Raw genomic sequence first — 26,590 nt, 5'->3', positions numbered from 1 at the left:
GTTACCAAAGCGTCTCGCCGGCGCGTTTGGGATAATTCTTATCCCAATCCTCGGCGCCGATTTCACCGTCAGTCATTTCCGACAGGATTTGCCCAAGGGTCGGCACCAACGCTTTGTCGTTGCGCGCCCAAAGCCCGGACCGCATCAGGGCTTTCGGGCATTGCGAGTAGACTTCGGCAATCTCAACCACCGTGACGGTCGCCGGATGGGTGGCGCGTTGGGTAAACTTTTCGCGCAGAGCCATATCATCGCTGACCCATGCGCGGCCATTGATCCGCACCACCGTGTTTTCACCCGGCACCATAAACATCAACGACACCCGCCCATCCAAAACGATATTACGCAATGAATCCAAACGGTTGTTGCCGCGCCAATCGGGAATCGCTACATGACCGGGGTCCAATTCCAATACCACGGGGCCATCATCGCCGCGCGGGCTGGCATCGGTGCCCTGTGGCCCGACCGTGGCCAAGACACAAAAACGCGCCGCCTCGATCCATCTGCGATACATCGGTGTCAGCCGTTTGGCGACCTTGCGCACCGCCGCTTGCGAAGGGACGCCATAGAGCGCCTCCAACGCCGCGATTGTCTCAATCTTTGGCATCGGGCCGTCCTTGCCGCGCCTCGGCCATCAAGGCATCGGAACGGGTTTCGATCGTTTGCTCGAGCTGCTGCATAAACGCGCGCCGCTCCAGCCCCTTCGGGATTGCTGGCAGAAAATCGACCACCGCCAGACCCGGTTTGCGATAAATCCCGCGCCGTGGCCAAAACACACCGGCATTGGTGGCGACGGGCACCACATCTTGATCCAAATCCGTATAAAGCACCGCCGTGCCGACCTTATAGGGCACATCTGCCCCCGGTGCGACGCGGGTGCCCTGCGGGTAAATGACCAATTGCCCCGGATTGGTGAGCCCCGCCGCCACATCCGCAACCATCTTCTTGATCGCCGCGCCGCGTTTGCCACGGCTCACGGGCACACAGCCAATACGATAGGCATATTGCCCAATGATCGGCGTATAGAGGATTTCCTTTTTCATGATAAATTTGGCCGCCGGCACAGCGTCAAAGATCATCAGAATATCAAAGAACGATTGATGCTTGGCTGCGACCATGACCTCACCCGTGGGCGGTGTGCCGCGCACTTCGCTGCGCAATCCGACCATCCACGCTGCGCTCCACCGGATCCAACGGCAATAGGATTTGCACGCAAGGAAAGCGCCGCGGGCGCTGAACAAAGTCCACGGCAGGAACACAATCCCCAACACCAACATCGACAGATATAGGTTGATCTCGAAGATCAGAGAGCGGAGCCATTGCAAAGCGTAGCGCATATTAGGGAAGCTCCTTAAGTGTCTTGGTGGCTGCCGCGCGGGTGGCCAGAAACCCGACCAAAGCTGCCGCCGGCGGGATCATCAACGGGGTAAACCAATGCAGACCCTGAAACCCGAGGCCGGTCAAGAACCCGCCGTCCGTTTGGGCCGAGGGTAAAAGCATCACCGCGAGGATCCCTGCTGCGGTGCCCGCTGCTGCGCCGCCCAACGCGCGCAGGGTGAACCGGCGCACGAAGGCCTGCGCGATATACCCGTCACGCGCCCCGACAAGCCGCATCACGGCGATCACCTGGGCATTTGCTGCCAAAGCCGCATTCGCCGCCAATGTGATCATTGCCGCCATCGCGCCGCCGATCAACAGGATCGACACCCACCCCAAGAGCCGCAACCTTGACGCCGCCCGCACCATCGGCACCCGCCAACGGGTGTGATCGTCCAGAACCGCACCGGGCACTTCCCCCGCAAGCCGCAACCGAAGCCCCTGCGCATCGTATCCGTCTGCGGTCTCTGTGATGTCGATGAGTTGCGGGATCGGCAATTGATCCACCGGCATATCGGGACCAAACCATGGCTCCAGCAAGGCGCGCTGCTCCTCATCGCTCAGTGGCCGCGCCGAGGCAACACCCGGGGTGGTTTGCAAGACCCGCAATGCGGCTTCGGTTTGGGCTTGGATTTGATCGGCGGGGGCGGAAATCCGCAGCGTCGAGGATCGGGTCAATTCTTCGCCCCAGCGATCCGCAAGCCGCCCTGTCGCCAGTGAAAGCGCCAAAGCAAAGACCGCCAAAAACGCCATTGCCGCCGCCGCAAACAGGGTCAACCGCGCGGTAAATCCGGTTGGCGGCACCACGCGGTCGGCTTGCCGGTCCCCCGCCGCAAAGGCCAATAGCGCCGAAACCATGTTCACAAATCCGCTCCGGCCAATTGCAATCGCCGCTGGGCGATCCGCAACACCCGCGCCTGCACTTGGCTTTTGGCGGCGCGGATCAGGTTCATATCATGAGTCGCGATCATGATCGTTTTCCCCATCTTATTAAGCTCTATCAACAGCTTGAGGAGTCTTTGCGACATTTCCCAATCGACGTTCCCGGTCGGTTCATCGGCCAAAACCACATCCGGTGACATAATCACCGCCCGTGCCAAAGCGGCGCGTTGACGTTCCCCGCCCGACAATTCCGGCGGCAGGGCGGCGCTGCGCGAGGTCAAGCCAACCCAGCCCAACAGTTCTTTGAGGTTCGCGGCCTCGGCCAATGTATCGCGCCCCGATACAGTAAGCGGCAGCGCGACATTATCGGCCAGAGGCAAGTGATCGAGAAACTGGCAATCCTGATGCACCACGCCAATGCGCCGCCGCGCCAAGGCGGCGTCATCACGGGTCATGGCGCGCACATCGGTGTCGAACAAACGCGCGTGACCTGCCGTCGGGATCAATGCGCCATAACACAATTTCAAAAACGTAGTTTTGCCCGCACCGCTGGGACCAGTCAGAAAATGAAACGATCCGGGGGCCAATTTCAACGAAATGTCGGTCAACAACTCGCCGCCGCCATAGCTATAGGCCACATTCTCTAGCTCAATCACGCCGCGCGTCCCCTCGCCCCGCCATTGCACGCGCGGCTCCCAATCTCTGCGTCTCGCAGTATCCGCGCCTGTTGTGCCTCAGACACGCCATATATTCAATCCACAGGTGTTGCATTTCCTTTGCTCTTTTCCGTTGCAGTGAAACGCTCTAAGGTTAACGTTACAGCAGCAGGTAGAGCCGGAGAACGCGGCGTGGGGGCGAAATGCGGTTAGTATGCCCGAATTGTGGGGCACAATATGAAGTTCCGGAGGATGTTATTCCGGAAAACGGCCGCGATGTGCAATGCTCGAGCTGCGGCGATACATGGTTCCAACAACACCCCGATCAAATCAATGCCGCCGCCGAAGAGGCCGCGCAGGCCGCCGAGCGCGCAAGCTTCGTCGATCCCGTCGAGGTGACGACGCCCGATGACACCCAAGAGGATCAAGACGATTGGACCGGTGAGGGCATCGAAACTTTGGAAGACAATGCCCCCGATTACGAGGTGAGCGAGGATTCCCAAGACGACAGCGCGCAAGAAGAGCAAGCGCCCTTCATCGAAATCGCCGACGACACGCTCCCCGCCGAGGCGCCGAACGCCACCGAGGCTGAGACTGACACTGCGCTCCCTGCGGAAGATCACACCGACGAGGAAGCCACCGGTCACACCGAGGAAGAAATCATCACTTGGGTGCCGCCCGAAGACGACTATTACGAAGATGAGACCGGCGCCGACGAAGGCCAAGGCCACCCGCCGCTGCAAGACCCTCCCGCGCCACCGCGCCGTGAACTCGATCCCTCGGTCGCCGAGCTTTTACGTGAAGAAGCCGCCCGGGAAACCCGGGCCCGTGCCGCCGAAAATGGCAGCGATTTCGAAAGCCAGGGCGATCTCGGTCTCGAAGAGCCCTCCGGTGAAACCGGCCGCCGCGAACGCGAAGCACAATTGCGCATGGCGCGAATGCGCGGCGAACCCGAACCCGCACCTGAACACGCGGCCACCGTGAGCGCCGTGGGCGGGTCTCGCCGAGATCTGCTCCCCGACATCGAAGAGATCAACTCGACGCTTCGCTCTTCACGGGACCGCCGCCCAGCGTCCGCCGATGATCAGGAAGGCGCGCTGACACAACCATCCCAAAAACGCGGATTCCTCTCCGGCTTTGGGATGACGCTGCTCATTACGGTGGTGCTGATCGTGATCTATGCCAATGCAGGACGGATTTCCGCCGCTCTTCCGGTCTTGGCCCCCGTGGTCAACGGATATGCCGCCAAAGTTGACGACGCCCGCGCGTGGTTGGACGACAAAATGGTCGCCATGATGACAAGTATGGATGGTATGGCAGGCGCACCGCAACCTGCCGTTCGCGAAACCAAAAACTGACGCCGTGCGCCCCGCGCCCATCTGGACCCGCAGAAGCTCCGCCGCGCGCAGCAATGGCAGCATCCCATAGAAGAGGGTGGTGCCCCATATCGCCGCGCCTTTCTTCAGGACTGTGGACATCCGGCCGCCCGCATGGACGGACTGCGCCCGCTTAGACCGCGCCGTCTCTCACACCGCGCCGCCATCGCCACGCACCCCCTGCACGGCAGCAGCGCATCTAAAACCGCTCGAGCAACCGTTTGAAATAGTCGCGTTCTTTTTCCGGTCGGGACAACTCTCCGGCGCGCCGCCTTAAGTCGTCCAGCAACTCAAGCGCTTGTCCGTAGGCATCAGGATCATAGCCACGCCCGCCATCGGCGTCAGACGAGGTGCTCCCCTGCATCCGGCCCAAAGGATCACGGCCGCCGCTTTGCCCTCCTTGGCCTTCGCCTTGGGCCTGTTGTTGCCCGCGTTCGCCCGCCCCAGAGGACTCGGCCATTGCCTCCCCCAGATTACGTATTCCATCCCGCAGCCCATCCATGGCCTCGGCTTGGCGGTTGATGGCCTCGGCCAGATCGCCTTCACGCAGCGCCTCTTCCGCCCCCTCCATCGCCTCGCCTGCACGGTCTAGAGCCTCGCGCGCCGCCTCCCCGCCTTCGGTGCCCGCTTGCGGTAAATTGCTACGTTGGCGGCTCAGCTCCTGACGCAAGCTGCGTTGCCGGTCGGACAGGTTTTCCGCCAAATCCTGCGAACCACCCTGCCCCTCCTGACCCATTCCGCCGGAGCCACCATTGCCCGCCTGACCGGATTGGCCTTCTCCGCCCTGTCCGTTTTCCCCCGGCTGATCTGATTGTCCTGACTCGCCCGTTTGACCTTGCTGGCCCTGTTGTTGACCCGGGTTGAATTGATCTTGCAAATCGCGGAACGCTTGATCGGACAAGGATTGTTGATCGCGCAATGTATCCGACAGGCCGTCCATGGCCTGTGCGCCCGGCGATTGCATGCCTTGTCCCTGACCCTGCGCAATCCGCATATTCTCAAGCAGCTCTTGCAGTTCGGCCAAAGCCTGCTGCGCTTCCGCCATGCGGCCCTGCTCCATCAACTCCTGAATCCGGTCCATCATTTTTTGCAGATCGTTTTGCGTCATCTGCATGCTGCCACCGTTTTGTGCGCTTTGCGGCGCTTCGGATTGCTCGTTCTGCTCACGGGCCAATTGGCGCATATAATCGGCGGTGGCATCGCGCAACTCTTGCATCAACTCTGCGATTTCATTCTCGCTGGCACCGCGCTTCATCGCTTCGGACAAACGGTCTTGCGCACGCTTCATCCGCGCCCGCGCATCTTCCAAATCCCCCTCTTCCAGCTGTAGGGCCAAGGCCCACATCGCCTCGGCAATCTCGTCGCGGGCGTCGTCTTCCAGTTCACCCGCCACAAGCGCCGCCTCAAGTCGCCGTAAAATCATGCGCAATTGCAAATAATCACCATCATCGCGAAACAACCCTTCAGGCTCGTAAGACATGGCGCGCAAAAGCTGTGCCGTGCGCGGTGCATTCACCCGCGTCCACAAAAGATCACGCCGCAACTCAATCACGGCAGCCGCCAAAGGATCAAAGAACCGCCGCGCCGAAAGCCGCATCGCCGCCGCATCACTCGCGCCCTCTTGGCCTACCGCATCGGTGGCATAAAGCGTCACCCGCACCGGCAAATTGGCCCAAGCGTGTTTCGAATAATTCTCGATCAGGTTTTCTTCGAACGCTGCCCGGTTGCCCGTGATCGGCATTGGCAACTGTGCCTCAATTGGCGCGCGCGGCTCCGGCGTGGCGGCCAGACCATACCGCCGGTTCAGCGCCTCCAGATCCAGCGCGATCACCGCGCGGCCCGAGATCACGCCATAGTCGTCCGCCGCCTCGAACGGCAGCGTGGTTTCGCCGCGCATCGACACATCGGCAGGGGCGGTTATGCGCACCTGCGGCGCAGTATCCGGCGTCACATCAATATCCCAAATCCGTCCGCCGGCGCCGTTGATTGCCAATTCTCCGCTTTGTCCGACGGTAAATTCCTGCGCCGGATCTGAGGCCGCCGGCACAGCATCGCGGCGCTTCGATACGGTTTCCGACAGGCTCAACGCGCCGACCTCGCCATAGAACCGCAAGGTGATGCGGCTACCTTGTGGCGCTTTCATCGTGCCGGCGGGGATGTCCGGCAAATACAGCACCGGCAATCCGGTATAGGGCGGCGGCGCGAGCCAGCCCTCCCATGTCGGCCCAGAGGCCAGAGCTGCGCCGCCTCCCGGCCCCATGCCCGCCACCGATCGGACCCGCCAGAACGATCCAAACAGCAACCCGAGAAGGAGCAACAACAAAGCCACATAGCGCAACCCGAAAGGATCGCGCCGCGACAAGCGCACATCGCCCGGCACCGGTTTCACGCCTTTAGTACGCTCGGCCATCCGCGATTGATGCGCGGCCCAAAGCGCCGCACTGGCGGCATCTGCGGCCATCGCGGGCCGGTCGGCAAGCGCCTGCAATGGACGCCCGGCCAAACTGGCATCCAACCGCGCCAGCGCCTCGGCCCGCGTCGGAAACCGAAAACGCAGCGCCCCGCGCCCCGCAAACCACAAGGCCCCAAGCACCGCCAATACCGTCAGAGCCCAAACCACTTCGACCGGCAGCACCTCGTGCAGCCCAAGCATCAGCGCCCCAAGCGCCGCGACCAGAACTGACCAAAGTGGCCAAAACGCCTTGGCCCCGCGCTCGGCAAACAAGCCCGCACGGGTGAGGGCCAAAGGCCACCGAAGCGCCTTGAGCGCCGTATCCAAAGGAGGTTTCGCTCCGCTCATGCCGTCCTTTCAGCCCCTCAAAACGGAGCATCCCGCAGCACCCACCCGAGGAAGAATCAAACGGCGACGCGGGGTTCCCCCCGAGCTTATGCGCCCGTTTCCGATCCGGCTAGAGCCACGCAGGGAGCGTATCGCGATTTATGATCTCTTCATAGGTTGGACGTGGGCGGATGACGGCAAATTGATCCCCCTTGACCAAGACCTCGGGGATCAGGGGGCGGGTGTTATATTCGCTCGACATCACGGCACCATACGCCCCCGCCGAGCGGAATGCGATCAAGTCCCCCGCCGCAAGGGTCGGCATATCGCGGCCCTTGGCAAAGGTATCGCCGCTTTCGCACACCGGACCGACGATGTCATATGTCGCGCCCTCAAGCCCCGGAGCCGGTTCAACAACCGGTATGATATCGTGATAAGCCTCATACATCGCCGGGCGGATCAAATCGTTCATCGCGCCATCGATGATTAGAAATTCGCGATCCTCACCTTGCTTCACATAGATCACTTCGCTGACCAGAATTCCCGCGTTCCCCGCCACCAAACGCCCCGGCTCGATCTCGATCTCACACCCCAGATGCCCGAGAGTTTCCTTGACCATCGCGCCGTATTCGACAGGCAGCGGCGGCGCCGTATTTGAGCGCTCATAAGGTATACCCAAACCACCGCCCAGATCGAGGCGCGTGATCGTATGACCATCGCTGCGCAGGGCTTCGGTCAATTCCGCAACCTTTTGATAGGCAAGGCGAAACGGCTCAAGGTCGGTCAACTGGCTACCGATATGCACGTCGATCCCAATGACTTTCAACCCCGTCAAAGACGCGGCATGAGCGTAGACGTCGCGGGCGCGGCTGATCGGAATGCCAAATTTGTTTTCCGATTTTCCCGTGGCGATTTTCGCATGGGTTTTCGCATCCACATCGGGGTTCACCCGCACCGTGATCGGGGCAATGACGCCAAGCTCCAAGGCCACCGCGTTGAGCGCCTCCATCTCCGGTTCGCTCTCGACGTTGAACTGGCGGATGCCGCCGGTCAGCGCCATGCGCATCTCGTCGCGGGTTTTGCCGACGCCGGAAAACACGATGCGGTCACCGGGGATACCGGCGGCGCGCGCGCGGGCATATTCGCCGCCCGACACCACATCCATCCCCGCGCCCAAATCGCCCAATGTCTTGAGGATCGCTTGGTTCGAGGCGGCTTTCATCGCGTAGCACACCAGATGATCCATCCCTTCCAAAGCCTCGTCAAACAGGCGGAAATGCCGTTCAAACGTCGCGGTGGAATAGAGATAAAACGGCGTGCCAACAGTGGCGGCAATCTCGGCCACGGGAACGTCTTCGGCAAAAAGCGTGCCGTCGCGGTATAGAAAATGATCCATGAGAAGGCTCCTGAGAAGTCGGGCAGAGGCGGTTAAACCGGCCGTGTGCGCAAAAACAGATAAAGCGGCAAGCCGCAGCTGACGCCAATAAGGAAGGTGGCGGGAAGGGCAATAAGTGCCAGAAAATTCCGCCGCACCGAAACCTCGGCAATGATCCAAACCGTCAAGGCAATGGCCGCAATGGTCAGATCCCACACAAGGCCGGATGTGGCGGCATTGGCGTGCCATGCCGTGATCATCGCGGTAATATCAAAACCGTTGCGGCCCAACCACGCGGCAAAATAGGCCATCGGATGCACCGCGCCCCAGATCGCCAACCCGAGGTAAAGCATCCGCAACACGCTCATTTACAGGCCGATCCCGACATTGACGCGGGTGCCGATGCCGACGTTGACGCTGCTATGGGTGTGCACCCCGCCTGCGCCGACGCTAACGCCGGTATTGAGCGACGGGCGAATTGGCGGGCCATCGACACCGCAAGCGCCCAGCGCCGTCAAAGCCAAAAGAACGATCACGGTTCTCATGCCAAAATCTCTTTCCAACGCGCCACTTGCGCACGCACCTGCGCCGGGGCCGTGCCACCGTAGGACATGCGCGAGGCGACGGAATTATGCACCCCAAGCACGCCGAACACCGCTTCGGTAATGCCGCCGTGGACCGATTGCATTTGCGCCAAAGTCAGATCGGGCAAATCCACGCCCGCGCCTTCGGCCATCGCCACCAATGCGCCGGTGACGTGATGCGCATCACGGAACGGCAGGTTCAATTCGCGCACCAGCCAATCGGCCAAATCCGTCGCCGTCGAGAACCCCGATCCGGCAGCGGCTTCAAGGCTGGGCCGGTTGGCGGACATATCGGCAACCATGCCGGTCATCGCCGCCAGCGCCAGCATCAGATTGTCAGCAGCATCGAAGACTTGCTCTTTGTCTTCTTGCATATCCTTGGAATAGGCGAGCGGCAGCCCCTTCATCACCATCATCAAGGCGACATGCGCCCCGAAAATCCGGCCAATTTTGGCACGGATCAATTCCGCCGCATCGGGGTTTTTCTTTTGCGGCATGATCGACGAACCGGTGGAAAACCGATCAGAAAGCGTCACAAACCGGAATTGCGCCGAGGACCAGATCACCAATTCTTCGGCAAAGCGCGACAGATGCATGGCGCAGATCGACGCGCAGGACAGGAATTCCAACGCAAAATCGCGGTCCGACACCGCATCCAAAGAATTCGCCGCCGGACGGTCAAAGCCCAGCGCCTTGGCGGTCATCTCGCGGTCAATCGGAAAAGACGTGCCCGCCAAGGCCGCCGCCCCAAGGGGAGATTCGTTCATCCGCGCCCGTGCATCCTTGAACCGCGACATATCACGGCCCAACATCTCCACATAGGCCATCATATGGTGGCCCCACGTCACCGGCTGCGCGGTTTGCAGATGGGTGAATCCGGGCATAACCCAATCGGCACCTGCTTCGGCTTGAGCCAAAAGCGCGCGGATCAAGGCGTCGATGCCTTCTATGGCCGCATCCATCTGGTCGCGGACCCACAATTTGAAATCGGTCGCCACCTGATCATTGCGCGAACGGCCGGTGTGCAAACGCCCCGCCGGTTCGCCGATGATCTCTTTCAAACGCGCTTCGACATTCATATGAATGTCTTCAAGCGCGGTGGAAAATTCGAACGTGCCGCCTTCGATTTCTGACAAGACCGTGAGCAGGCCTTCCCTCATCGTCTCGGCGTCTTTATCAGTGACAATGCCCGTCGCCGCCAACATCGCGGCATGGGCCCGAGAGCCGGCGATATCTTGGGGGGCCATTCGTTGATCATATGAGATCGAGGCATTGATGGCCTCCATGATCGCATCGGGTCCAGCGGCAAAACGGCCGCCCCACATCTGGTTCGAGGTTTTTTCGGTCATAGCGCGCAGCACCCTTGGGAGGCAAAATGAAATTCAATCGGTCCGCAGTGGTTTATACGGCCCTCGCCTTGGGTGCAATTGCAGCAATCGGCTTTGTCGCGCTGCAAGACCCCGCAAGCAACTCCGCCCCCGCAGATTACAGCGCGCTTGAAGCCTTGCGCGCCGGTGAGATGAAAAAACTGGCCTTTGCGCCCGCGCCCAAAGCCGTCTCGACCCAAGCCTTCACCCGCAAGGACGGATCGACAGGCACGTTGGCAGAGTATCAAGGGAAGGTGACGGTATTGAACTTTTGGGCCACATGGTGCGCGCCCTGCCGCAAGGAAATGCCAAGCCTCGCCGCGCTGCAATCGCAGATGGGCGACCAAATCAACGTGGTGACATTGGCCACGGGGCGCAATCCACCGCCCGCGATTGATGCCTTCCTAACCGAGGTTGGCGCAGTGAACTTGCCGCGCCACCGCGACCCCAAGAGCGCGATTGCGCGCGATATGGCGGTTTTGGGCCTGCCGATCACGGTGATACTCGACGCCAACGGCATGGAAATCGCCCGCCTGACCGGCGACGCCGATTGGGCCTCAGGCAGCGCCAAGGCGATCCTCGCCGCATTGGCCGATCCGGAGCAATACCCCTAATACCCCTAGATCTTGCTCCAATCGGGCGCATCTACTGCCATCGCAGCGGTGCGATCATGGGCCGAGCAGGTGAGCACATGATCATTGACCATACCGACAGCCTCCATGAAGGCATAAACAATCGTCGGCCCGCAAAATTTAAATCCACGTTTCTTCAAATCTTTTGAAAGTTTTAGAGAGATTTCTGTGCTGGTGGGCACATCTGCCGCCGTGGCAAAGCGGCTCTGTATAGGCGCGCCGCCGACGTAGGACCACACCCATTTGGCAAAGCCCTCCTCGGCTTCGATGGCCTGCCAGGCACGCGCGTTTCCGATGGTTGCCTCGATCTTGCCGCGATGCCGTATGATGCGCGTATCTTGCACCAATCGCGCCACGTCTTCCGCCCCCCACATGGCGATAATATTCGGGTCAAACCCTTCAAAAGCCTGCCTAAATCCCTCACGCTTCTTAAGAATGGTGATCCAACTCAGCCCCGCTTGGAACCCGTCGAGGATCAGCTTTTCCCAAAGCGCACGACTGTCATATTCCGGCACGCCCCATTCATAATCATGGTAGTCGCGATAGATGTCTTCGGCGCCGACCCATCCACATCGTTTTGTCATTTGCTCTCTCCGATTGCCGTTCACCCCCTATTAACCACAGAACCGTTTTTCGGGCAGGATTAAGAGGTTGTTAGCCATTCATGCGCAAATCTAGGACGGGTGAACTGGGAAGGTAGATCATGAAAAAGCCTACTATTTTTAGCGGAGCCGGGGCAAACACCCCGCAAGCCGATGCGCGCCGCGCAAATATCAAACGCATCCGCGCCAACATTCCTCAGGGACACCACAATCCGCTCGACTATGCGGTGACGTCCCGTGATCGCTCGACCCTGCAAATGGTGCAAGAGGCGGTCGAACACAATCAGGTCATGCTCGCCTATCAACCCGTCGTTCAATCCCTGCAACAAGACAGACCGGCCTTCTACGAAGGGTTGATCCGGGTGCTGGATGAGACCGGGCGTGTGATCCCGGCCGCCGATTTCATCGACTCCATTGAAACCACGGAAACCGGCCGTCTCATTGACTGCCTTGCGCTCGAAAAAGGCCTGCGCACCCTGCACGAGCAACCGCAGATCCGCCTTTCGATCAATATGTCTGCGCGGTCCATCGGCTACCAAAAATGGACCCGCACCCTCAAACGAGGCCTCGACCGTGATCCCACAATTGGCGAACGGTTGATCCTCGAAATCACCGAAAGCAGCGCTATGCTGGTGCCCGAATTGGTGGTCGGCTTCATGTCCAACCTGCAAAATCGCGGCATTTCCTTTGCTTTGGACGATTTCGGCGCAGGCTTCACATCCTTCCGCTACCTCAAGGATTTCTACTTCGACATCCTGAAAGTCGACGGGCAGTTCATTCGAGGCATCAGTGAAGATGCCGACAATCAAGTGATCACCAGAGCACTTTTGTCGATTGCGCAACAATTCGATATGTTCACGGTCGCCGAATGCGTCGAGCGTGCTCCCGATGCTGCCTACCTGACCTCGCTCGGCGTTGATTGTCTCCAAGGGTATTTCTTTGGCGCGCCGACCACCAACCCATCATGGTTGCAACCTATGGCGATGCGCTCCTCCGCCTAACCGCGGCGTGGTTCTTCGACCAAAGACCAATGGGTTGATGCATTCCGTCGCAAGGTGATGACCTTGCCGCAGCGCGGCAAATCCTCTATCTCTTTTCTATCCGGCGCGCGCCGGTGGTATGTGAAACCATATCATGGACGTGCAAACGCCGCGCAATCAGGTGGAGAAAATCACATGACCAACGTAGTTATCGCATCCGCAGCCCGCACGGGTGTCGGCTCTTTTGGCGGATCATTTGCCAACACGCCCGCACATGATCTTGGCGCGGCCGTTCTTACCGAAATTGTCAAACGCGCCGGCATTGATCCCTCGGAAGTATCCGAAACCATTCTGGGTCAGGTTTTGACCGCTGCTCAGGGCCAAAACCCCGCCCGCCAAGCCCATATCAACGCCGGCCTTCCCATCGAGTCCGCCGCATGGTCGATCAACCAAGTTTGTGGTTCCGGCCTACGCGCCGTGGCCTTGGCCGCCCAGCACATCCAATTGGGTGACGCCAATATTGTCGCCGCTGGCGGCCAAGAGAATATGACCATGAGCCCCCATGCCGCCAACCTGCGCGCAGGCCATAAAATGGGCGACACAAAATACATCGACACGATGATTCGTGATGGTCTTTGGGATGCCTTCAACGGCTACCACATGGGGCAAACCGCCGAGAACGTCGCCGAGCAATGGCAGATCAGCCGCGACCAGCAAGACGAGTTCGCTGTGGCCTCGCAAAACAAAGCCGAAGCCGCCCAGAAAGCCGGCAAATTCGCCGATGAAATCGTCCCCTTTGTCATCAAAACCCGCAAGGGCGAAACCGTTGTCGATTCCGATGAATATATCCGGCACGGCGCAACCATGGATGCCATGCAAAAGCTGCGCCCGGCCTTTACCAAAGATGGATCGGTCACGGCGGCCAATGCCTCCGGCATCAATGATGGCGCGGCGGGCGCGCTCCTGATGAGCGCCGATGAAGCCGAGAAACGCGGCATCACCCCGCTGGCGCGCATCGCATCCTATGCCACCGCCGGCCTTGACCCGTCGATCATGGGCGTCGGCCCGATCCATGCCTCGCGCAAAGCTTTGGAAAAGGCCGGTTGGAAAGCCGAAGACCTTGACCTTGTCGAAGCCAACGAAGCCTTTGCCGCACAGGCCTGCGCCGTGAACAAAGAAATGGGTTGGGATCCGGCCGTTGTGAACGTCAACGGCGGCGCAATTGCCATTGGCCACCCGATCGGGGCCTCGGGCGCGCGTATCCTCAACACCTTGCTGTTTGAAATGCAGCGCCGCGGCGCCAAGAAAGGCCTCGCAACGCTTTGCATTGGCGGTGGCATGGGCGTGGCCATGTGCCTTGAGCGGCCCTAATCTATAGGCAGCGATTCTTTGCTGTCGCAGAAAAATCACCTTTTTCAACAAGGGGCGCCCCAAAGCGCCCCTTTTTCTTTGTATTTCGTGCGACTAAGTGACCAAACTGCAAAGAAGGCTGCGGAATATGAGAAATCTTTTGCGCAACAATGTTGCGCAACAACGTGAATATGGGTAACACCATTACCAAGAGAAATTTGCCAATTGGGAGGACACCATGGCACGAACAGCACTCGTCACAGGCGGATCGCGCGGCATTGGCGCGGCCATTTCCATCGCTCTGAAAGAGGCCGGTTATGACGTCGCCGCGACCTACGCGGGCAATGATGAAGCCGCCGCAAAATTCACCGCCGAAACTGGCATCAAGACCTACAAATGGAACGTGGCCGATTACGACGAATGCGTCGCAGGCATTGCCTCGGTCGAAGCAGATCTTGGCCCGGTCGACGTGCTTGTGAACAATGCCGGCATTACCCGCGACGCGCCCTTCCATAAAATGACCCGCGAACAGTGGACTCAGGTGATGGATACCAATCTGTCCGGCCTGTTCAACATGACGCACCCGATCTGGCCTGGCATGCGCGACCGCAAATTCGGCCGTGTGATTTCGATTTCGTCGATCAACGGCCAAAAAGGCCAATTCGCCCAAGCCAACTATTCCGCGGCCAAAGCCGGCGACATCGGCTTCACAAAAGCCTTGGCGCAAGAAGGCGCGCGCGCGGGCATCACCGTAAACGCCATCTGCCCCGGTTATGTTGCGACCGATATGGTGATGGCGGTGCCGGAAAAAGTCCGCGAATCGATCATTGCGACGATCCCCGTTGGTCGTTTGGGTGAACCCGAAGACATCGCCCGCGCGGTGGTTTTCCTCGCCTCCGATGACGCAGGTTTCATCACCGGCGCAACGCTCACAGCGAACGGCGGTCAATATATGACCTGATCCGCAACCGGATCACGTATTGAAGGGGCCGGCGCGGCAAAGCGCCGGCCTTTTTTGCGCGATGCGTCGCGCAATCGACTGTTCACCATGCGACCAACAAGATAGCGTCGCCGATATGATCAACACACGCACCGCCACCTTCATCGGTTTCATCGCGATCCTGCTTTGGGCGTTGTTGGCATTGCTCACCGTCGCCACCGCCCCCACCCCGCCCTTGCTTCTCAACGCGATCTGTTTTGCAGTTGGGGGCACGCTTGGCCTTATATGGGCGCGAGTGACCGGTCGCCTTCACCACTTGCGCACGGTCAACTGGCGCATCTACCTCTTTGGTACGCTTGGACTTTTTGGATATCACGCGTTGTATTTCACCGCCTTGCGCCTTGCCCCTCCCGCACAAGCGGGATTGATCGCCTATCTGTGGCCATTGCTGATCGTGCTGATGTCCGGCCTGCTGCCGGGTGAACGGCTACGCCTTGGCCATATTCTCGGCGGCGGCCTCGGGTTTCTCGGTGCCGCTTTGTTGATCACGGACGGATCAGGGCTGAACGCGGATCACGCTATGGGGTATCTGCTCGCCATCGCCTGTGCCCTTACATGGTCGGGTTATTCGGTGCTCTCGCGGCGCTTGGGCGCGGCCCCCACCGAAAGCGTGGCGGTCTTTTGCCTCGCCACGGCACTGCTTTCGGCATTGCTCCATCTTGCGCTGGAGGAGACCGTTTGGCCGGTCGGCGCATGGGGATGGGGTGCCGTGATCGGCTTGGGCCTCGGCCCCGTTGGTCTTGCATTTTATGTCTGGGACATCGGGATCAAAAAAGGCGACATCCAATTGTTGGGTGTCGCCTCCTACGCTGCGCCGCTTTTATCGACGCTGATCCTGGTTATCGCAGGCGTGGCCACCCCAAGCGTCAATCTCGCCGTAGCTGCCTTGTTGATAACCGGCGGCGCGGGGCTTGCCGCGCGCGCCAGCTTTGCAATGAAATCGAAAGCCGATCCTTTGGCCTAGGCCGTGACCGACAGACGCGAAATTTCTTCCTTCAGACGGAGTTTTTGCTTCTTTAACTCCGCAATCACCAAGTGGTTGGAGCCAGGAGATCGTTGCTCGGCTTCGACCTTCTGCGAGAGAGTGGCGTGTCGCTTTTTCAGCTCCTCGACATGGGACGTCAAACTCATGGGTAGTCTCCTCTCTGTGGTTGAAATAGGCGGTATCAGTGCAGCACAAATTTCAGCGTCTGTCACGCGACTGATACAAAGAGTGAAGAGGAAACTGTTTAGAAATTCTTAACCGGTTCCGGAAAACTCCAGCGCCGCCCCATGGCGCAGGATATTAACCAATTGATCTGTATAGCTTTCTTCGTCTTTCTGATGACGCGCCCCCTTGTGCATCACCACGCCATCCCAAAGGCGGAAATCAGCACGTCCGCCGCGCCGTGCGCGAAAAACCACCAATTGCGCCGCGCGGCCCACCCGGGGGATCAGCGGCAAAACCTCGATACTGCCCAAAACGCCCGCCGCCGCCGCGATCAAATCTGGCAACCGCTCGGCCCGGTGAATCACATGGACATACCCCTTAGGCGCACAGCGTTTGGCTGCTGCTGTGATCCATGCCTCCAGCGGCGCCGCGATTCCCATCGCCATCTCACGCGCCGGATGTGGCGACACGGTCGAAGCGCCACGGTCAAAATAGGGAGGATTAGCGATTACATGATCAAACTGCCGCGCTTTGAGGCAGGCGGGCATGGCCATCAAATCGCCCGTGACCACCTCAAAATCCGCGCTATTTCGTCGCCCGTTTGCCATCGCCAATGCCGCGTGATCTGCTTGAATTTCAAGTCCCGTCAAACGCAGATCCGGCACCCGCGTCCCGAGACAAAGCGACGCGGTCCCCACCCCGCAGCCAAGCTCCAAAACATGTTGCCCTGCCCGTGCATTCACCGCCGCCGCCAAAAGAACCGGATCCACCCCCGCACGATACCCCACCCGTGGTTGCCAGATCTGCAAACGGCCATTTAAGTATTTATCATCACTGAGATTTTCAGCATCCCAACCGGCGATATCATTCTCGGGCGTCATCCATCGCGCCCTATTCATCCACGGGATTCAACCCGTTGTCCCGGAGCGTGCGGTAGGCCGCTTTATGATCACGGTCCGCCACCATAAGCCGACGCGGCAATGCTCCGATGCCACCGTCAAGGATGCTCATATTTACGTCTAATTCAAAGCAGTCTATACCCTCGCCAGAAAGCAATGCGCGGGCAAAGGCGATCTCGGTCGGATCGGTGGTTCGCAAAAGATGTTTCATATCAGCGCAGTTAATGCCATCCATGCGGGGCTGTCGAGGCAAATGCGACGCCGCGCCAGTCAAGCAAAGAGACAAATGAGGCCATGAGCTTGGACAACCCGACCAAACCGCACGAAGCACTTGCCGCTCACCTTGAGGGCGACCTTGCCGATGTGAACACGCTGATCCGCGCCCGCATGGCCTCGAAACACGCCCCCCGCATCCCCGAAGTCACCGCGCATCTGGTTGAGGCAGGCGGCAAACGGCTGCGCCCGATGCTGACACTGGCGGCCGCGCGTCTGTGCGGATATGCGGGCGCATATCATATCCATCTGGCCGCCACGGTCGAATTTATTCACACTGCGACGCTGTTGCATGATGACGTCGTCGACGAAAGCGAACAACGGCGCGGCCGCCCGACCGCGAACCTTCTTTGGGACAACCAGTCCAGCGTTTTGGTCGGCGATTATCTCTTTGCCCGCAGTTTCCAGTTGATGACCGAAACCGGCAATATGCGGGTGCTCGAAATCCTTTCCAATGCCTCTGCCACGATTGCCGAGGGCGAAGTATTGCAGCTTACCGCGGCACAGGATTTGGCCACCACCGAAGAGATTTATCTACAAGTTGTGCGCGGCAAAACCGCCGCGCTTTTTTCTGCCGCCTGCGAGGTCGGCGGGGTCATCGCGGCAGCAGACCCGGCACAAATTCAGGCGCTTTATGATTATGGTGACGCACTTGGCGTGGCCTTTCAAATCGTGGATGATCTGCTTGATTACAGCGGCGACGCGACGGCCACCGGCAAGAACATCGGCGATGATTTCCGCGAACGCAAATTGACCCTACCGGTGATCAAAGCCGTGGCCAAAGCCGCTGCGGACGAGCGCGCCTTTTGGACGCGTACGATACAGAAAGGCCGCCAGGACGACGGCGATCTGGACGAGGCGTTGAGATTGCTGGCCAAACATGGCGCGATGGAGGAGACCCGCGCAGAGGCGCTGGCATGGTCCTCCAAGGCCAAAGAAGCGCTCGACCCGCTGCCGGACCATCCGATCAAGACAATGCTACGCGACATCGCCGATTACGTCGTCGCACGGATCAGCTGAGGCGCGGCGCGGCGCGCGCCGTTCAAACGCGTTGCCTGCACCCACCAATGAGGATGCTCCGCCCGGAGATGAGCGGCAGCCGCAGCGGCCATCGCATCGCTTTCATATAATCCGAAACAGGTTGCGCCCGACCCCGACATTCGCGCGGCGCGGCACCCCGAGGTCTGAGCAATTGCATCAAGCACCCTCGCGATTTGCGGTGCAATTGCCTGCGCGGGCGGCTCCAGATCATTGCGCTGGCGGGCGAGCCAATCAAACACCGCAGGCAAATCCGCCATATCTGCCGGCAAGGCCTCCATCGGTGGATTGTCTTTTTTCGTCAAAGCTTTGAACACCGGCCCCGTCGGCACCGCAACGCGCGGGTTGACCAAGAGGATCGGCAGTTCGGGCCATACGTCCAAGGGCGTGATTGCCTCGCCAATACCTTGCACGCGGGCGGTGTCGGACGCGGCACACATCGGCACATCCGCCCCGATCGCCAGCAATTGCGCCATGGCCTGCGCCGAGGGCGCTGTGTCATCCCCGTTCAAATATTCCAGACCGCGAAAACAGGCGGCTGCATCCGCCGATCCGCCGCCTATTCCCGCCGCCACCGGCAGGTTTTTTTCCAACGAAAAAGACAAAGGCGCGCCGGTCCAAAAGACATCTGCCACGTCCGACACAAAATTCGCGCCGCCAATCGGCACATCGCCCGCCTCTGGGCCTGTCACGGTGAAATCGCCCGCGCCATCCGGCGTGATCCGCAGCACATCGCCTACACCTGCGAACCCCACGAGGCTGTCGAGCAGGTGATAGCCATCCGCCCGCTGTCCGGTGATATGGAGCGTCAGATTAACCTTCGCGGGGGCAAAGACCTCAATTGTCGTCATTAGCCACTTTCAACGGTGCCGCGCCCTCTTCGGCCAAAACCGCATCAAGCCCCACCTCCAGCTTGCGACGAATACGCGCCGCGTCTTTTTCCTCGGGCTCGAACGACAGGGCGCGTTGCCATTGGAATTCGGCCTCCAATTTACGCCCCACGGACCAATAGACATCCCCCAGATGATCATTGATGATCGGATCGACCGCCACCAATTCGGCGGCGCGTTCCATATGACCCACGGCCTCGTCATAGCGGCCAAGCCGGAACAACACCCAACCGAGGCTGTCGACGATATAACCGCTATCGGGGCGGGAGGCGACCGCGCGTTCGATCATGTCAAGCGCCTCATCAAGGCTCTCGCCGCGCTCGACCAAGGAATAGCCAAGATAGTTGAGCACCTGCGGCTGGTTCGGGTTCAATTCAAGCGCCTTGCGAAAATCCGCCTCTGATGCCTGCCAATCCTTCATTTGCTCGTGGGCAATGCCGCGCGCATAGAACAAGAACCATAGCGATGGTTGCGAGTCACCATAAAGCGCCAAGGCACGATCATAGGCGGCCACTGCACCTTTGAAATCATCCTTGGCGCGCAGATAATCCCCGATGGTCACATGCACAGCGGGCAAATCGGGGCTGGTACGGGCCAATTGTTCAAGCACTTCCATGGCGGCTTCATCCTTGCCCGCCGCGCGCAGGGCCGCAGCACGGCCCAATTCTGCTGCATGAAAGGCCGGATCATCCTGTGGCACCGACCGATAAACCTCGACCGCCAATTCATGCTGTTCGAGATCCTCAAGCAGCCCCGCCGCCAACAACGCCGCATCTGTATGACCGGGCCGCAGATACAGCGCCGCGCGAGTATAGAGCAACGTATAATCAGGGTTCGCCTCGTCGCTCAGCGCCCCGGCAATGGAATAAAACACCTCTGCGGTGCCATCCGCCGCGCCCCGCGCCAAGGAGAAGGGCAACGGTTTTCCCGCCTCCAGATCACCACGCATTTCGCGCAATTCAGGATCCAGATCCGAGCCGAAAACCTGATCCATCAACGCCACCGCCTCGGTGGTTTTTTCCACCTGGCTCATGATTTGCAGGCGCGCGATCATACCGCGTCGGGTGCCCTGCAAGGCGCCGGCTCCGTCCGCGACAAAGATCTTTTCGGCCGCCTCGAAATCCCCGACCGAGGCCAAAGCCAAGGCCTTGTGATATTGAGCAAAACTGGCCAAGCCGCGTTCTTTGCCCACGGCATCAAATGCCTTGAGCGCCGCCGACATATCGCCAAGCCCCACCTGCGCCCATGCGATCATCAACCCATCCACCAAGGGGCCCGAGCCTTTTTCGCTTTCGGCACGGGCGATCAACGCCTCGAACTGGCCTGTTTTCGCCTCGTTGGCGGCCAAAATCATCCGTCCGGCTTGACTGCCGACCCCGTCGGCTTCGGCCTTGCGGGCAATCGGCAGGGCCAAGTCGATTTTACCAACGGAAACAAAGGCCTGTATGGCACTGTCGAGCAACAAAGGATGTGATGGATCGCGCGCCAAAGCCATCGACAGATATTGCGCCGCTGCGGCAAAATCCGACCCATACCGCGCCTGACGTGAGGCCAGATAGGCCCCCGACAGGCTCTCGGCCAAAGCCGGAGCCACCGGCATCGCCGCCGCCAACCCTGCTGCCATTGCAACTGTAGATGTCCAGATACGCAGTTTGCTCAAGATCACGGCTCGGCCCCTTGTTTTGGATACGGGCGAAAGCATCGCGCCGCTTTTTCCAAAGCCTAATCGCCCCGCCGCGCAGAGGCAATGCACGAGCGCGTCAAGCGCAATGGGGGCGGGCAGTTTGCTGCCGGTTATGCCCCGCATTTTCATAAAAACGGCGCCGGGGCCTCCTCCGGCCCGCGGCCGCCAACCGGATATGCATATCGCGCCCGACCATATGCGCGCCAGGAAGCGGTTTGCCTAACAAAAAAGGGGCACCAATCGGCCCCCCTTCTCGTTCACTTATATATCCGGCTATATCCGGCCTGCGGATCACATGTTCGGGTAATTCGGCCCATCGCCGCCTTGGGGCGTGGTCCATGTGATGTTCTGCGCGGGGTCTTTGATATCGCAGGTTTTGCAATGCACGCAGTTTTGGAAGTTGATGACGAAGCGCGGCTCCTTGCCCTCTTCCTCGACAAATTCATAAACGCCCGCAGGGCAATACCGTGCCGAAGGACCCGCATATTTCGCCAGATCGACGGTCACAGGCACCGCATCATTCGTCAAACGCAGGTGACACGGTTGCTGCTCTTCGTGGTTGGTCATCGAAAAGCTGACGTTGGTAAGCCGGTCAAAGCTCAGCTTGCCATCAGGTTTCGGATAGTCGATCGGCTTGTGCTTGCTGGCCTCTTCCGTGGCGTCGGCATCGTTCTTGCCATGCTTGAGCGTCCCCAAAAGCGAGAAGCCAAAGGTGTTGGTCCACATATCGAACCCACCAACCGCGAGTGACGCCATAAGCCCATACTTGGACCACAAAGGTTTGACGTTGCGGACTTTTTTCAAATCCTTGCCGATGGCGCCTGTGCGTACTTCATCCTCATACGCGGGCAATTCGTCGCCGCTGCGGCCTGCTTGGATCGCCTCGAAAGCGGCCTCTGCGGCGGCCTTGCCCGACAGCATCGCATTGTGGTTCCCCTTAATGCGCGGCACGTTGACCATACCCACCGAACAGCCGAGCATCGCACCGCCGGGGAAGGTCATTTTCGGCATCGATTGATAGCCGCCCTCGGAAATCGCCCGCGCGCCATAGGCCACGCGTTTACCGCCCTCCAAAAGGTCCGCCACCACCGGGTGATGTTTGAACCGCTGGAATTCCATATAGGGGAAAAGATGCGGGTTCTTGTAGTTCAAGTGCACCACAAACCCGACATACACCTGATTGTTTTCAATGTGGTAGATGAAGCTACCGCCACCGGCATTGCCATTCAAAGGCCAGCCCATCGTGTGGGTCACGGTGCCTTCTTTATGCTTGGCGGGATCGATCTCCCAAATCTCTTTCATGCCAAGGCCGAATTTTTGCGGATCATGACCTTTGGACAGGTCGTATTTCGCGATCACCTGTTTCGACAAGGACCCGCGCACGCCTTCGGAGAGGAATACATATTTGCCATGCAATTCCATGCCCGGCTCATATCCGTCGCCCGGAGTGCCGTCAGGATTACGGCCAAATTCGCCCGCGACAACGCCTTTGACTTCGCCGTTTTCACCGTAAACCAATTCCGAGCACGCCATGCCCGGGAAAATCTCGACGCCCATTTCTTCGGCTTGCTCCGCCATCCAGCGGCACACGTTGCCCATGGACACGATATAATTGCCGTGGTTGCTCATGAGCGGTGGCATTGGGAAATTCGGCACGCGGATTTTGCCCGCCTCACCCAGCATGTAGAAATTATCGACCTTCACAGGCGTGTTCAACGGCGCGCCTTTTTCTTTCCAATCGGGGATCAATGCGTTCAAACCGCAAGGATCCAAAACCGCACCCGACAGGATATGCGCGCCCACTTCCGAGCCTTTTTCCAAAACCACGACATTGATATCCGCATCGAGTTGCTTAAGACGGATCGCCGCTGACAGGCCCGCCGGACCCGCACCGACGATGACCACGTCGTATTCCATTGCTTCCCGTTCGATCTCGCTCATTTGGGTGGCTCCTCCCGTTGGTCAAGGGCGATGTTGCCCTGCGCAAGCCTTGCGCGTAATAATATTTCGCCGTGGATACCGCAGTGCAGCATCGCCCGTCAATCGCTTCGATGCGTTATAATGCACACTTGCCACCGCGCGAGCACGCATGGACAAGAGAAATCTTGCCATATCCCTCACAGATAGCTTGCATTACCCTCCTCCTTTAGGTCAGGTATCTCAACCCGAAATTCCCCGAGCAGCGAGAGGCTGCTCCTCGACCGTTCTGGAAAGAGTTCATGGAAAAGATCCCAATGACCCGCGCCGGGCACACCGCGCTGGAAGCCGAATTGAAACAGCTCAAGTCCGTTGAGCGCCCCGCAATCATTGCCGCGATTGCGGAAGCACGCGAGCATGGCGATTTGTCGGAAAATGCCGAATACCATTCGGCACGCGAAAAGCATTCCTTCATCGAGGGCCGCATCAAGGAATTGGAAGCGGTGATCTCGTTGGCCGAGGTCATCGACCCCAAAACCCTCTCCGGCCCGATCAAGTTCAGCGCCACGGTAACGGTCGTTGACGAGGACACCGATGAAGAGAAAACATGGCAGATCGTCGGCGAACACGAAGCCAACATCGAAAAAGGCCTGTTGAACATCAAATCGCCCATCGCCCGCGCCCTGATTGGTAAGGAAGAAGGCGACAGCGTCGAAGTGCGCACGCCGGGCGGCGAGAAGGCTTACGAAATTCTTAAAATCGCCTATATCTAAGCAGGGGGCCATGGTGCCCTTTGTCCCGAGATGATTGGACTGGCAGACCGAAATGGCTGAAACACCGACCACGCGGCCCACGCCGCTCGGCATATACGACAAGCCCAAGGGCAAGGCGATCACCGGCATCGAGATCATCGCGCTGGCGCTGTCGCTTGTCTGGTTGCTTGCCGCAGTGATTTTTTTCCTCACCGCCGGCAGCGCCAGAGCGGTCGAAGCGGGCAATATGGGCGGGTTGCGGTTTCTCATCACCATGCTCGCCATTTTCATGCCGGTGGCAATGATTTGGGTCGCGGCCACCGCCGCCCGCTCAAGCCGCGTGATGCGCGAGGAAAGCCAGCGGTTGCAGGCCGCCATCGACGCCATCCGCCATAGCTATGTTGCGCAATCTCAGGCCGGTCGCCAAAACGCCCCGGATGTCAGCACAGTGGCCCGTAAATTAGACCAAATCGCCGAAGCGCAACGCAAGACAGAGACCACATTGGCGGCGCTATCGGGCAACCGCGACCGCGAGGATACCGCCAATCGCAAACCCACGCCCACGCAGGAGCCCGAGGGCGATAAAGCCGAGCAAGTGTCATTGCCGCTTGGCACCCCCTCCGAAGACATGGCGCCGCCCTTGGAGCGCGCCGATTTCATCCGCGCGATCAATTTCCCCGAAACCGCCGAAGACAAGGCCGGGTTCGACGCCTTGCGCCGTGCGCTCGCAGACCGGCAGGCCAAACAATTGATTCAGGCCGCGCAGGATATTTTGACCCTGCTCAGCCAGGACGGCATCTATATGGACGATCTGCGCCCGGATATGGCGCGCCCCGAGATCTGGCGCAAATTCGCCAGCGGCGAGCGCGGGCGTTCGGTTGCGCCACTGGGCGGGATTCGGGATCGGTCGTCGCTTGCGCTGACGGCAGGGCGGATGCGGCAGGATCCGATTTTTCGCGACGTGGCGCATCACTTCCTGCGCCGTTTTGATCAGGCCGTTGCCGAATTCGCCGATGGTGCATCCGATTCGGAAATCTCTGCTCTGTCCGATACCCGAACGGCGCGGGCCTTTATGCTTTTGGGCCGGGTGGCAGGCACCTTCGATTGATCCGCACCAGCAGAGCGCGCAGCCCCATGCCGATGTCACGGCGCCTTGCGGCGCGCGCCCATCTGTAACGCCCTAATATTCACAAACCCGCCTCACGGTTCCGCGCCTGTGCCAGATCGTCCGGCGTATTGATGTTGAAAAAAGCCGCCGCATCGGGAAACTCGACCTTTGCCGCCCCTTGTGCAGCGGCAAAATCACCGAGCCTGCGGTGCCCAGACGCGAGGGCGTCTTCAAGTGGCCCGCGCAAACGACACGGCCAATAGCCGAAGGTCGGATGCAATCGCCCGCCGGCAAAGGCGACGGTAAAATCACCGTTTCGCGACAGCCGCGCGGCGAGGTCATCGGGAAAGAACGGTGTATCCACCGCAAGGCTCACCACCCCCGCCGCATCATTGGCCTGAGCCCAAATCAATCCGGCGAGCACACCGGATAACGGTCCATCCCCAAGATATGCCTGCGGATCAGGCAACGCCGCAATGTGATGCCCCGCCCCGCGAGCCATATCGCCTCCCACAGATAAAGCGATCAGGTCAACTTGCGGCGCAATCCGGCGCAGCGCACGGGCCAGCAATGTTTCATCGTTGAGCCTGAGCCCGGCCTTATCAACACCGCCCATGCGCCGCCCCGCGCCGCCGGCAAGAATCAACCCAGCCGGCTGCGGGCCTGCAAAGGTCCGGTCAAAGGACATCATGCGCCCCCCACCGCACCGCGATTCGGGCAGTGATCACTCGAATTGATGGGGCGTTCAATTGCATCCCTGGCGCAACCTCGTTAGGCCTGTTGTCACCCGTATTATCCACGCGGGTCTTCCAACGCTCACATCATGATACCGGGGTTCCATGGCTTTCTCCATCGGCAAATCTTCCATCTCGCCCTTCGGGCAAGGCATACGCGACGCCTTGCCATTTGTCTTGGTGATCATCCCCTTCGGCGTGGTCTTTGGCGTGGTGGCCACCGAAGCCGGGCTCAATGTCTTTGAGGCGCTGACCTTTTCCGTGGTGGTGATCGCCGGTGCGGCGCAGTTCACCGCCCTGCAATTGATGGTGGACAACACGCCAACGGTGATTGTGCTGATTTCGGCCTTGGCGGTGAACCTGCGCATGGCAATGTATTCGGCGGCCCTAACCCCGCATATTGGCATGGCCCCTCTATGGCAGCGCGCCTTGATCGCCTATTTCACGATCGATCAAAGTTTCGCCTGCGCCGATGTCGCCTATCAAAAACATCGCGACTGGGGATTGGATCAAAAACTACGCTACTTTGCAGGGGTAATCGTGCCCATTTGCCCGCTGTGGTATCTGGCCACGGTGATCGGCGCATGGGCGGGCGAGTCTATCCCCGACAGTTGGGCCTTGGATTTCGCCGTCCCGATTACGTTTTTGGCAATCGTGGCACCGGCTTTGCGGTCCCTGCCCCATATGGCGGCGGCGCTGATCTCGGTGGTTTTGGCGCTGACCTTTGCCTTCTTGCCGTATAATCTCGGCCTGTTGATCGCGGCGATTGCGGCGATGCTGGTCGGTGCGCGGCTTGAATTGATTCTCAACCGCCGCGCAGGAGCCGCCGCATGAACGCGCTTTCTCAAACCACCGCGCACATCGACCGCACCACGCTTTGGACCGTGATCATCCTTTTGGGATTGGGCAGCTTCGGATTGCGTTTCATGTTCACCGGATTGGTCGGCAACCGCGCGATGCCCGAATGGGTGCTGCGCCATCTGCGCTATACCTCGGTCGCGGTCTTGCCCGGCTTGATCGCCTCTGCGGTGTTTTTTCCCACCGCAACCGGCGGCGTGCCCGATCCCGCACGCTTAATTGCAGCCGCCACCACCATCGCCATCGGCGTGACCACCCGCAATGTGCTCTGGGCGATTGTGGGCGGCGCAGGATCGTTGTATCTGGCGCTTTACCTACTGGGCTGAGCTA

At 59.8% G+C, this 26,590-nt stretch carries 28 protein-coding genes; 11 read left to right on the top strand and 17 right to left on the bottom strand.

The window, feature by feature from the left end:
• Nucleotide 1 precedes the first annotated feature (1 nt).
• Genes DI396_RS06930 through DI396_RS06915 form a run of 4 tightly spaced genes read right to left on the bottom strand, consistent with a single transcriptional unit; the run spans nt 2 to nt 2,912 of the window.
• On the bottom strand, nt 2–604 hold the full coding sequence (locus tag DI396_RS06930) for a pyridoxamine 5'-phosphate oxidase family protein (protein ID WP_110795471.1): 603 nt from the start codon (nt 602–604) through the stop codon (nt 2–4).
• Nucleotides 591–1,334: a lysophospholipid acyltransferase family protein gene (locus tag DI396_RS06925; RefSeq protein WP_110795470.1), complete on the bottom strand. Its 744-nt coding sequence runs from the start codon at nt 1,332–1,334 to the stop codon at nt 591–593. Before DI396_RS06925 ends, DI396_RS06930 begins: the two co-directional genes overlap by 14 nt.
• A 1-nt stretch (nt 1,335) precedes the next feature.
• On the bottom strand, nt 1,336–2,232 hold the full coding sequence (locus tag DI396_RS06920) for a cell division protein FtsX (RefSeq protein ID WP_110795469.1): 897 nt from the start codon (nt 2,230–2,232) through the stop codon (nt 1,336–1,338).
• A gap of 2 nt (nt 2,233–2,234) precedes the next feature.
• On the bottom strand, nt 2,235–2,912 hold the full coding sequence (locus tag DI396_RS06915) for a cell division ATP-binding protein FtsE (protein ID WP_110795773.1): 678 nt from the start codon (nt 2,910–2,912) through the stop codon (nt 2,235–2,237).
• Between the two features lie 203 nt (nt 2,913–3,115).
• On the opposite strand from DI396_RS06915, the gene DI396_RS16695 reads away from it, so the two are divergent.
• On the top strand, nt 3,116–4,270 hold the full coding sequence (locus DI396_RS16695) for a zinc-ribbon domain-containing protein (RefSeq protein WP_235851777.1): 1,155 nt from the start codon (nt 3,116–3,118) through the stop codon (nt 4,268–4,270).
• 217 nt (nt 4,271–4,487) lie between these two features.
• Here the strand turns inward: DI396_RS16695 and DI396_RS06905 are convergent, their stop codons facing one another.
• The 5 genes from DI396_RS06905 to argH all read right to left on the bottom strand — a co-directional run bounded on the left by DI396_RS06905 (nt 4,488) and on the right by argH (nt 10,375).
• Nucleotides 4,488–7,088 carry a TIGR02302 family protein gene (locus tag DI396_RS06905; RefSeq protein ID WP_110795468.1) on the bottom strand — a complete coding sequence of 867 codons (2,601 nt, stop codon included), beginning with the start codon at nt 7,086–7,088 and terminating at the stop codon, nt 4,488–4,490.
• Nucleotides 7,089–7,197: 109 nt separating this feature from the next.
• Nucleotides 7,198–8,463 (bottom strand): diaminopimelate decarboxylase, encoded by a 1,266-nt coding sequence (lysA, locus tag DI396_RS06900; protein WP_110795467.1) that lies wholly within the window; start codon nt 8,461–8,463, stop codon nt 7,198–7,200.
• Nucleotides 8,464–8,495: 32 nt separating this feature from the next.
• The gene (locus DI396_RS06895) at nt 8,496–8,810 is read right to left on the bottom strand and encodes a DUF2834 domain-containing protein (RefSeq protein WP_110795466.1); all 315 of its coding nucleotides are present in this window, start codon (nt 8,808–8,810) and stop codon (nt 8,496–8,498) included.
• Entirely contained in the window at nt 8,811–8,987 is a 177-nt protein-coding gene (locus DI396_RS16595; protein ID WP_204362810.1) for a hypothetical protein, read from the bottom strand.
• A complete protein-coding gene (argH, locus tag DI396_RS06890; RefSeq protein WP_110795465.1) occupies nt 8,984–10,375 on the bottom strand; it encodes an argininosuccinate lyase in 1,392 nt (463 codons plus the stop codon). Before argH ends, DI396_RS16595 begins: the two co-directional genes overlap by 4 nt.
• Before the next feature lie 26 nt (nt 10,376–10,401).
• On the opposite strand from argH, the gene DI396_RS06885 reads away from it, so the two are divergent.
• The gene (locus tag DI396_RS06885; protein WP_110795464.1) at nt 10,402–11,007 is read left to right on the top strand and encodes a TlpA family protein disulfide reductase; all 606 of its coding nucleotides are present in this window, start codon (nt 10,402–10,404) and stop codon (nt 11,005–11,007) included.
• Nucleotides 11,008–11,012: 5 nt separating this feature from the next.
• Here DI396_RS06885 and DI396_RS06880 read toward each other — a convergent pair whose 3' ends face one another.
• Nucleotides 11,013–11,609 carry a DNA-3-methyladenine glycosylase I gene (locus tag DI396_RS06880; RefSeq protein WP_110795463.1) on the bottom strand — a complete coding sequence of 199 codons (597 nt, stop codon included), beginning with the start codon at nt 11,607–11,609 and terminating at the stop codon, nt 11,013–11,015.
• A gap of 119 nt (nt 11,610–11,728) precedes the next feature.
• Here DI396_RS06880 and DI396_RS06875 point away from each other — a divergent pair, with 119 nt between their 5' ends.
• From DI396_RS06875 to yddG, 4 genes are all read left to right on the top strand, one after another.
• A complete protein-coding gene (locus tag DI396_RS06875) occupies nt 11,729–12,628 on the top strand; it encodes an EAL domain-containing protein (RefSeq protein WP_110795462.1) in 900 nt (299 codons plus the stop codon).
• Nucleotides 12,629–12,802: 174 nt separating this feature from the next.
• Nucleotides 12,803–13,978: an acetyl-CoA C-acetyltransferase gene (locus DI396_RS06870; protein ID WP_110795772.1), complete on the top strand. Its 1,176-nt coding sequence runs from the start codon at nt 12,803–12,805 to the stop codon at nt 13,976–13,978.
• Between the two features lie 217 nt (nt 13,979–14,195).
• Nucleotides 14,196–14,918, top strand: a complete 723-nt coding sequence (gene phbB, locus DI396_RS06865; protein WP_110795461.1) for an acetoacetyl-CoA reductase — start codon at nt 14,196–14,198, stop codon at nt 14,916–14,918.
• A 115-nt stretch (nt 14,919–15,033) separates the two neighbouring features.
• Nucleotides 15,034–15,921: an aromatic amino acid exporter YddG gene (yddG, locus tag DI396_RS06860; protein WP_110795771.1), complete on the top strand. Its 888-nt coding sequence runs from the start codon at nt 15,034–15,036 to the stop codon at nt 15,919–15,921.
• On the opposite strand, the gene DI396_RS06855 is transcribed toward yddG, so the two are convergent.
• From DI396_RS06855 to DI396_RS06845, 3 genes are all read right to left on the bottom strand, one after another.
• Nucleotides 15,918–16,088, bottom strand: coding sequence for a YdcH family protein (locus tag DI396_RS06855; RefSeq protein WP_110795460.1), 171 nt, complete (start codon nt 16,086–16,088; stop codon nt 15,918–15,920). The two genes, yddG and DI396_RS06855, sit on opposite strands and share 4 nt — an antisense overlap.
• Before the next feature lie 108 nt (nt 16,089–16,196).
• On the bottom strand, nt 16,197–16,988 hold the full coding sequence (locus DI396_RS06850) for a tRNA1(Val) (adenine(37)-N6)-methyltransferase (RefSeq protein WP_204362809.1): 792 nt from the start codon (nt 16,986–16,988) through the stop codon (nt 16,197–16,199).
• Between the two features lie 10 nt (nt 16,989–16,998).
• Nucleotides 16,999–17,217, bottom strand: a complete 219-nt coding sequence (locus tag DI396_RS06845) for a putative signal transducing protein (RefSeq protein ID WP_110795769.1) — start codon at nt 17,215–17,217, stop codon at nt 16,999–17,001.
• An 83-nt stretch (nt 17,218–17,300) separates the two neighbouring features.
• On the opposite strand from DI396_RS06845, the gene DI396_RS06840 reads away from it, so the two are divergent.
• Nucleotides 17,301–18,299 carry a polyprenyl synthetase family protein gene (locus DI396_RS06840; protein WP_110795459.1) on the top strand — a complete coding sequence of 333 codons (999 nt, stop codon included), beginning with the start codon at nt 17,301–17,303 and terminating at the stop codon, nt 18,297–18,299.
• On the opposite strand, the gene DI396_RS06835 is transcribed toward DI396_RS06840, so the two are convergent.
• The 3 genes from DI396_RS06835 to DI396_RS06825 form a co-directional block, all read right to left on the bottom strand.
• Nucleotides 18,275–19,168, bottom strand: a complete 894-nt coding sequence (locus DI396_RS06835; RefSeq protein ID WP_110795458.1) for a 4-(cytidine 5'-diphospho)-2-C-methyl-D-erythritol kinase — start codon at nt 19,166–19,168, stop codon at nt 18,275–18,277. The two genes, DI396_RS06840 and DI396_RS06835, sit on opposite strands and share 25 nt — an antisense overlap.
• Nucleotides 19,155–20,831, bottom strand: a complete 1,677-nt coding sequence (locus DI396_RS06830) for a tetratricopeptide repeat protein (RefSeq protein WP_235851791.1) — start codon at nt 20,829–20,831, stop codon at nt 19,155–19,157. Before DI396_RS06830 ends, DI396_RS06835 begins: the two co-directional genes overlap by 14 nt.
• Nucleotides 20,832–21,182: 351 nt before the next feature.
• Nucleotides 21,183–22,832 (bottom strand): electron transfer flavoprotein-ubiquinone oxidoreductase, encoded by a 1,650-nt coding sequence (locus tag DI396_RS06825; protein WP_110795457.1) that lies wholly within the window; start codon nt 22,830–22,832, stop codon nt 21,183–21,185.
• A 278-nt stretch (nt 22,833–23,110) separates the two neighbouring features.
• On the opposite strand from DI396_RS06825, the gene greA reads away from it, so the two are divergent.
• Complete coding sequence (gene greA, locus DI396_RS06820) at nt 23,111–23,581, top strand: transcription elongation factor GreA (protein WP_110795456.1); 471 nt, start codon at nt 23,111–23,113, stop codon at nt 23,579–23,581.
• A gap of 52 nt (nt 23,582–23,633) precedes the next feature.
• A complete protein-coding gene (locus tag DI396_RS06815) occupies nt 23,634–24,668 on the top strand; it encodes a hypothetical protein (RefSeq protein WP_110795455.1) in 1,035 nt (344 codons plus the stop codon).
• Between the two features lie 79 nt (nt 24,669–24,747).
• Here the strand turns inward: DI396_RS06815 and mobA are convergent, their stop codons facing one another.
• Nucleotides 24,748–25,359: a molybdenum cofactor guanylyltransferase MobA gene (gene mobA / locus DI396_RS06810; protein WP_235851776.1), complete on the bottom strand. Its 612-nt coding sequence runs from the start codon at nt 25,357–25,359 to the stop codon at nt 24,748–24,750.
• Nucleotides 25,360–25,507: 148 nt separating this feature from the next.
• Here mobA and DI396_RS06805 point away from each other — a divergent pair, with 148 nt between their 5' ends.
• Nucleotides 25,508–26,236 carry an AzlC family ABC transporter permease gene (locus DI396_RS06805; RefSeq protein ID WP_110795454.1) on the top strand — a complete coding sequence of 243 codons (729 nt, stop codon included), beginning with the start codon at nt 25,508–25,510 and terminating at the stop codon, nt 26,234–26,236.
• Nucleotides 26,233–26,586, top strand: coding sequence for an AzlD domain-containing protein (locus DI396_RS06800; RefSeq protein WP_110795453.1), 354 nt, complete (start codon nt 26,233–26,235; stop codon nt 26,584–26,586). The genes DI396_RS06805 and DI396_RS06800 overlap by 4 nt, the downstream gene beginning before the upstream one ends.
• The last annotated feature ends 4 nt before the right edge of the window (nt 26,587–26,590 follow it).

Source organism: Litorivita pollutaquae (assembly GCF_003205515.1).
GTDB classification, from domain to species: Bacteria; Pseudomonadota; Alphaproteobacteria; order Rhodobacterales; family Rhodobacteraceae; genus Litorivita; species Litorivita pollutaquae.
The sequence above is the reverse complement of the archived record's forward strand: the minus strand, read 5'-3'. Positions and strand labels throughout refer to the sequence as shown.

What these genes read in the sequence shown, in the direction of transcription:
- DI396_RS06930 (WP_110795471.1), bottom strand. Translation starts at nt 604, where the DNA reads ATGCCAAAGATTGAGACAATCGCGGCGTTGGAGGCGCTCTATGGCGTC.
- DI396_RS06925 (WP_110795470.1), bottom strand. Translation starts at nt 1,334, where the DNA reads ATGCGCTACGCTTTGCAATGGCTCCGCTCTCTGATCTTCGAGATCAAC.
- DI396_RS06920 (WP_110795469.1), bottom strand. Translation starts at nt 2,232, where the DNA reads ATGGTTTCGGCGCTATTGGCCTTTGCGGCGGGGGACCGGCAAGCCGAC.
- DI396_RS16695 (WP_235851777.1), top strand. Translation starts at nt 3,116, where the DNA reads ATGCGGTTAGTATGCCCGAATTGTGGGGCACAATATGAAGTTCCGGAG.
- DI396_RS06905 (WP_110795468.1), bottom strand. Translation starts at nt 7,088, where the DNA reads ATGAGCGGAGCGAAACCTCCTTTGGATACGGCGCTCAAGGCGCTTCGG.
- lysA (WP_110795467.1), bottom strand. Translation starts at nt 8,463, where the DNA reads ATGGATCATTTTCTATACCGCGACGGCACGCTTTTTGCCGAAGACGTT.
- DI396_RS06895 (WP_110795466.1), bottom strand. Translation starts at nt 8,810, where the DNA reads ATGAGCGTGTTGCGGATGCTTTACCTCGGGTTGGCGATCTGGGGCGCG.
- DI396_RS16595 (WP_204362810.1), bottom strand. Translation starts at nt 8,987, where the DNA reads ATGAGAACCGTGATCGTTCTTTTGGCTTTGACGGCGCTGGGCGCTTGC.
- argH (WP_110795465.1), bottom strand. Translation starts at nt 10,375, where the DNA reads ATGACCGAAAAAACCTCGAACCAGATGTGGGGCGGCCGTTTTGCCGCT.
- DI396_RS06885 (WP_110795464.1), top strand. Translation starts at nt 10,402, where the DNA reads ATGAAATTCAATCGGTCCGCAGTGGTTTATACGGCCCTCGCCTTGGGT.
- DI396_RS06880 (WP_110795463.1), bottom strand. Translation starts at nt 11,609, where the DNA reads ATGACAAAACGATGTGGATGGGTCGGCGCCGAAGACATCTATCGCGAC.
- DI396_RS06875 (WP_110795462.1), top strand. Translation starts at nt 11,729, where the DNA reads ATGAAAAAGCCTACTATTTTTAGCGGAGCCGGGGCAAACACCCCGCAA.
- DI396_RS06870 (WP_110795772.1), top strand. Translation starts at nt 12,803, where the DNA reads ATGACCAACGTAGTTATCGCATCCGCAGCCCGCACGGGTGTCGGCTCT.
- phbB (WP_110795461.1), top strand. Translation starts at nt 14,196, where the DNA reads ATGGCACGAACAGCACTCGTCACAGGCGGATCGCGCGGCATTGGCGCG.
- yddG (WP_110795771.1), top strand. Translation starts at nt 15,034, where the DNA reads ATGATCAACACACGCACCGCCACCTTCATCGGTTTCATCGCGATCCTG.
- DI396_RS06855 (WP_110795460.1), bottom strand. Translation starts at nt 16,088, where the DNA reads ATGAGTTTGACGTCCCATGTCGAGGAGCTGAAAAAGCGACACGCCACT.
- DI396_RS06850 (WP_204362809.1), bottom strand. Translation starts at nt 16,988, where the DNA reads ATGACGCCCGAGAATGATATCGCCGGTTGGGATGCTGAAAATCTCAGT.
- DI396_RS06845 (WP_110795769.1), bottom strand. Translation starts at nt 17,217, where the DNA reads ATGAAACATCTTTTGCGAACCACCGATCCGACCGAGATCGCCTTTGCC.
- DI396_RS06840 (WP_110795459.1), top strand. Translation starts at nt 17,301, where the DNA reads ATGAGCTTGGACAACCCGACCAAACCGCACGAAGCACTTGCCGCTCAC.
- DI396_RS06835 (WP_110795458.1), bottom strand. Translation starts at nt 19,168, where the DNA reads ATGACGACAATTGAGGTCTTTGCCCCCGCGAAGGTTAATCTGACGCTC.
- DI396_RS06830 (WP_235851791.1), bottom strand. Translation starts at nt 20,831, where the DNA reads ATGGCAGCAGGGTTGGCGGCGGCGATGCCGGTGGCTCCGGCTTTGGCC.
- DI396_RS06825 (WP_110795457.1), bottom strand. Translation starts at nt 22,832, where the DNA reads ATGAGCGAGATCGAACGGGAAGCAATGGAATACGACGTGGTCATCGTC.
- greA (WP_110795456.1), top strand. Translation starts at nt 23,111, where the DNA reads ATGGAAAAGATCCCAATGACCCGCGCCGGGCACACCGCGCTGGAAGCC.
- DI396_RS06815 (WP_110795455.1), top strand. Translation starts at nt 23,634, where the DNA reads ATGGCTGAAACACCGACCACGCGGCCCACGCCGCTCGGCATATACGAC.
- mobA (WP_235851776.1), bottom strand. Translation starts at nt 25,359, where the DNA reads ATGATGTCCTTTGACCGGACCTTTGCAGGCCCGCAGCCGGCTGGGTTG.
- DI396_RS06805 (WP_110795454.1), top strand. Translation starts at nt 25,508, where the DNA reads ATGGCTTTCTCCATCGGCAAATCTTCCATCTCGCCCTTCGGGCAAGGC.
- DI396_RS06800 (WP_110795453.1), top strand. Translation starts at nt 26,233, where the DNA reads ATGAACGCGCTTTCTCAAACCACCGCGCACATCGACCGCACCACGCTT.